Genomic DNA, 4,046 nt, shown 5'->3' with positions numbered 1-4,046 from the left:
ACTCCTCCAATATACAAAGCCCTTGATTTACTAAACCTATGAGAATCATACCCGATACCTACTCTTTGTTCCATTTTTTTATCACTCCCTCCATTAAAATTAAGTCAAAAGGCGTTGTAATTTTCAGGTTTTCTTCTATTCCTCTTACAACTTTTACTTTTCCATTCGTCTTTTCTATTAACATCGCTTCATCAGTTATCCCAATGAGATTACTCCCGCGATATGCCTCCAACAATGCTTTTTTCCTGAAGAGTTGAGGCGTCTGAACGATAACTAACTTTTTCCGATCAACTGTTTTCTCCACAAAAAAATTCTCATTAATATATTTTACTGTTGATTTTACTGGTATTACCGGTATTACAGTGTCCACTCCCGTAGTCATACCCGCAAAGATTCCATCCAAAAGCTCTTCAGTGATAAAGGGACGCGCAGCATCATGTATTAATACAAATTCCTCTTTTGCTTTTAGCACGCCGTTTCGCACGCTTTCAGCACGCGTATCACCGCCAAGTACTGCTGTTAATTTATTAGACATCAGCAATGCTTTTCCTTCTTTAATATTTTTGCTATTCAGTACAACTATAATTTCCTTAACAAGTTTATGCTGAGATAAACAATTAAAAGAATAAGAAATAACAGGCTTTCCAAGTAAGTTCATAAAATTCTTGTCTAACCCGCCTATTCTTTTTCCTTTGCCCGCTGCAACAATAATTGCAGAAACTGAAAAGTTCATCTCAGAAAAGAATTTCCTTAACGTCTTTTATATTATCCACAAAATTAAGGTCTATACCTGCAATTTTAATTTTATCCTTAAAAAAAGACGGCAGTATAAAATTCTTAAATCCAAGTCTCTTTCCATACATTGCTTTTCGCTCCGCCCCAATTGTGGGCCTTATTTCACCACCTAAACCTAACTCCCCAAACACCACTGTTTTCTCGGAAATACTCTTTTCATAAATATTGGACATAATTGATACGGCAATGGAAAGATCGATTGCCCTATCCTGCGTCTTAAAACCTCCAACAGTATTTGCATATATATCAAAACTGCCTAATTTAAGATGTACTCGCTTTTCTAAAATAGCAATAATCAACAAAAGCCTGTTATAATCCACGCCACTGACAACCCTTCGTGGTATCGGAAAATATGTTGGCGTTGCAAGCGTTTGAACTTCTATAAAAATTGGAAGACTGCCTTCCAATGTAGCAGTTATAACAGAACCAATTGGAAACTCATTTTCCCCTGAAATAAAAGTGAGCATTGGATTTTTAGCTTCGATAAGCCCTTTTTCTTGCATTTCAAAAATGCCAACTTCATTTGTTGTACCAAATCTATTTTTGACTCCCCTTAATATTCTTTTTATATCTGTTCTTTCGCCTTCAAGATAAAAAACACCATCTACAAGATGCTCAATTGTCTTAGGCCCTGCTATTATCCCTCCTTTTGTCACATGTCCCACAAGCATAATAGGTATGCCGTTTTTTTTAGCAATGTCAGTGACAATTCTTGTACATTCCTTTACCTGAGTGACACTACCTGCCGAGCCTTCCAAATGCGGAGAAAACATTGTCTGTACGGAGTCAATGACTACAAGCACAGGTTCTTCTTGTAATATTGTATTCCCAATAAGTTCTATATTCTGCTCTATGAGAAGGTATAAATTATCTAATTCCGTTCCAAGTCGTTTAGCCCGCATCCTGATCTGAAGATAAGATTCTTCCCCTGAAACATAGAGGACTTTACCTTTTTTTGCAAAAATACTCGCTATTTGAAGTAAAAGAGTAGATTTTCCTATGCCGGGTTCTCCGCCAATGAGAATAATGGATCCTCTTACGATGCCCCCGCCCAGAACTCTATCGAACTCGCCGTTGCCAGTCTTAATCCGCTCTTCATACAATTTTATTGTGCTAGATGTAATAGAAACTGGGGTGATAGTTTCTTTATTGCTTTCACTTATTTCTATAAAACTATTCCATGCATCACATTCGGGACATTTACCCAATCTAATCGGAGATCTATATCCGCAACCAGTACAAACATATTCTTTACTCTTTTTCTTCATCATCCGTTTTTGTCTTAAGTTGCGGAAAAAGAATAACTTCTCTGATAGATTCTTTTCCCGTAAGAAGCATTATCAGTCTATCAATTCCTATGCCCAATCCACCGGTAGGAGGAAGACCATATTCCATTGCCTCTATATAATCTGTATCCATCATATGTGTCTCTTCTCCACCATCATTCTTTGCTTCAAGCTGACCTTTAAACCTTTTGTATTGATCAATTGGATCGTTAAGCTCTGAGAAAGCATTTGCAATCTCCATACCACCTATAAATAATTCAAAGCGTTCAACTGTATGAGGGTCATCATTCTTTCGTTTTGCAAGAGGTGAAATTTCTAAGGGGTAATCATACACAAATGTTGGCTGCACAAAATGCGTTTCAACTCTTTTATCAAAAATTTCATTTATGACATTGCCAAATGTAAGAGGCTTATTCATCCTTATATCCAATGTCTCAAGCACCTTTTTAGCCCTTTCGGTATCTCTTAATTCGTCTACATCTATATCTGTATATTTCTTAAAAGCTTCTGCAAAACTGATTCTACTAAATGGAGGAGAGAGATTAATGTCATCTTCTTTAAATTGTACGCTTTCCTTTCCCAGAACTTCCTTTGCTGTTGCATATATGAGCTCCTCGGTAAGGATCATCATCTCTTTATAATCTGCATAAGCCCAATACACTTCCATCATAGTAAATTCAGGGTTATGCTTGGCAGAAAGGCCCTCATTTCGAAAATTCCTGTTGAGCTCAAATACTTTTTCAAATCCACCGATGATAAGACGCTTAAGGTAGAGTTCCGGTGCAATTCTTAAGTACATATTTTGATCAAGAGCATTATAGTAGGTAGTAAATGGTTTAGCCATAGCTCCGCCCGCAACAGATTGGAGCATAGGTGTTTCAACCTCAAGAAAACCTTTATTTTTTAAAAATGCACGGATTGCATCAACAATTTCACTTCTCTTCACGAACAGATCTAATACTTCTCTGTTAGCAATAAGGTCTAAATATCTTTTCCGATACCTTATTTCAGAGTCTTTTAATCCATGCCACTTTTCAGGAAGTAAACGTATTGACTTAGATAAAAGAATAAAATCTTTTACCTCAACAGTAATTTCATCTGTATGCGTTTTGAACAATACCCCTTTTGCCCCTATAATGTCTCCAATGTCTAAAGCTTTTTTGAAGAATTTATATTTTTCCTCACCAAGATTGTCGAAGCGAAAATATAATTGTATATCCGACGAAAAATCCCGCACGACAACAAACGATGCCTTCCCATGGCCTCTTATTGCAATTACCCTGCCCTTTGCCTTTATCTCCTCGTTGCCATATTTATCGAATTCTTTCTTTAATTCTTTATTAGTATGCAAAGTAACAAATTTTTCGCCAAATGGATTAATGCCCATTGAACGAAGATACAATATAAGCTCTTTTCTTTTTCCCTCTACTTCATTTAGATCGCCATTAACCATTACTCCCCGCCTTTTTCGATCTTTACAATTTTATATTTTATAACACCTTTGGGAACTTTTATCGCAACAGTATCATTAACTTTATGGTCGATCAACCCTTCACCAATAGGAGAAGCCCAGGATATTTTATGATTTTCGGGATCTGATTCCAATCTCCCTGTAATAATAAAAGTAGATGTTTTTTTAGAGTTTGGGTCCTTTACAGTAACTTTAGATCCTACTTTTACAGTGCCCGAAGAAACATTTTCTATAATCTCAGCGTGGGCCAGCTCTACTTCAAGGCTTTTAATTTCACTTTCCAAAAAAGCCTGCTCATCTTTCGCCGTGTTATATTCAGAATTTTCGGTAATGTCTCCAAAAGCAATAGCTCGCTTTATTTTTTCTGAAATCTCTTTCCTTTTTACCATCGTGAGATATTCCAGCTTCTGCGTCAATTCTTCAAAACCTTTTTTAGTAAGAAAAAACTTCTCATTTCCCATACTACCTTCATTAATCATTGTAAACCTCCTCAT

4 protein-coding genes are annotated in these 4,046 nt (G+C 36.4%); all 4 read right to left on the bottom strand.

Going from position 1 to position 4,046, the window contains the following annotated elements:
- Positions 1–58: 58 nt before the first annotated feature.
- Positions 59–733 (bottom strand): 2-C-methyl-D-erythritol 4-phosphate cytidylyltransferase, encoded by a 675-nt coding sequence (gene ispD / locus U9Q18_07030; GenBank protein ID MEA3314111.1) that lies wholly within the window; start codon positions 731–733, stop codon positions 59–61.
- A gap of 1 nt (position 734) precedes the next feature.
- Positions 735–2,063, bottom strand: coding sequence for a DNA repair protein RadA (radA, locus tag U9Q18_07025; GenBank protein MEA3314110.1), 1,329 nt, complete (start codon positions 2,061–2,063; stop codon positions 735–737).
- Positions 2,047–3,534 (bottom strand): lysine--tRNA ligase, encoded by a 1,488-nt coding sequence (gene lysS / locus U9Q18_07020; protein ID MEA3314109.1) that lies wholly within the window; start codon positions 3,532–3,534, stop codon positions 2,047–2,049. The genes radA and lysS overlap by 17 nt, the downstream gene beginning before the upstream one ends.
- On the bottom strand, positions 3,534–4,046 hold a 513-nt coding region (gene greA, locus U9Q18_07015), incomplete at its 5' end, for a transcription elongation factor GreA (GenBank protein MEA3314108.1). The genes greA and lysS, both read right to left, overlap by 1 nt.

It is taken from the genome of Caldisericota bacterium (genome assembly GCA_034717215.1).
GTDB lineage: Bacteria > Caldisericota > Caldisericia > Caldisericales > Caldisericaceae > UBA646.
The sequence above is the reverse complement of the archived record's forward strand: the minus strand, read 5'-3'. Positions and strand labels throughout refer to the sequence as shown.

What these genes read in the sequence shown, in the direction of transcription:
- ispD (MEA3314111.1), bottom strand. Translation starts at nt 733, where the DNA reads ATGAACTTTTCAGTTTCTGCAATTATTGTTGCAGCGGGCAAAGGAAAA.
- radA (MEA3314110.1), bottom strand. Translation starts at nt 2,063, where the DNA reads ATGAAGAAAAAGAGTAAAGAATATGTTTGTACTGGTTGCGGATATAGA.
- lysS (MEA3314109.1), bottom strand. Translation starts at nt 3,534, where the DNA reads ATGGTTAATGGCGATCTAAATGAAGTAGAGGGAAAAAGAAAAGAGCTT.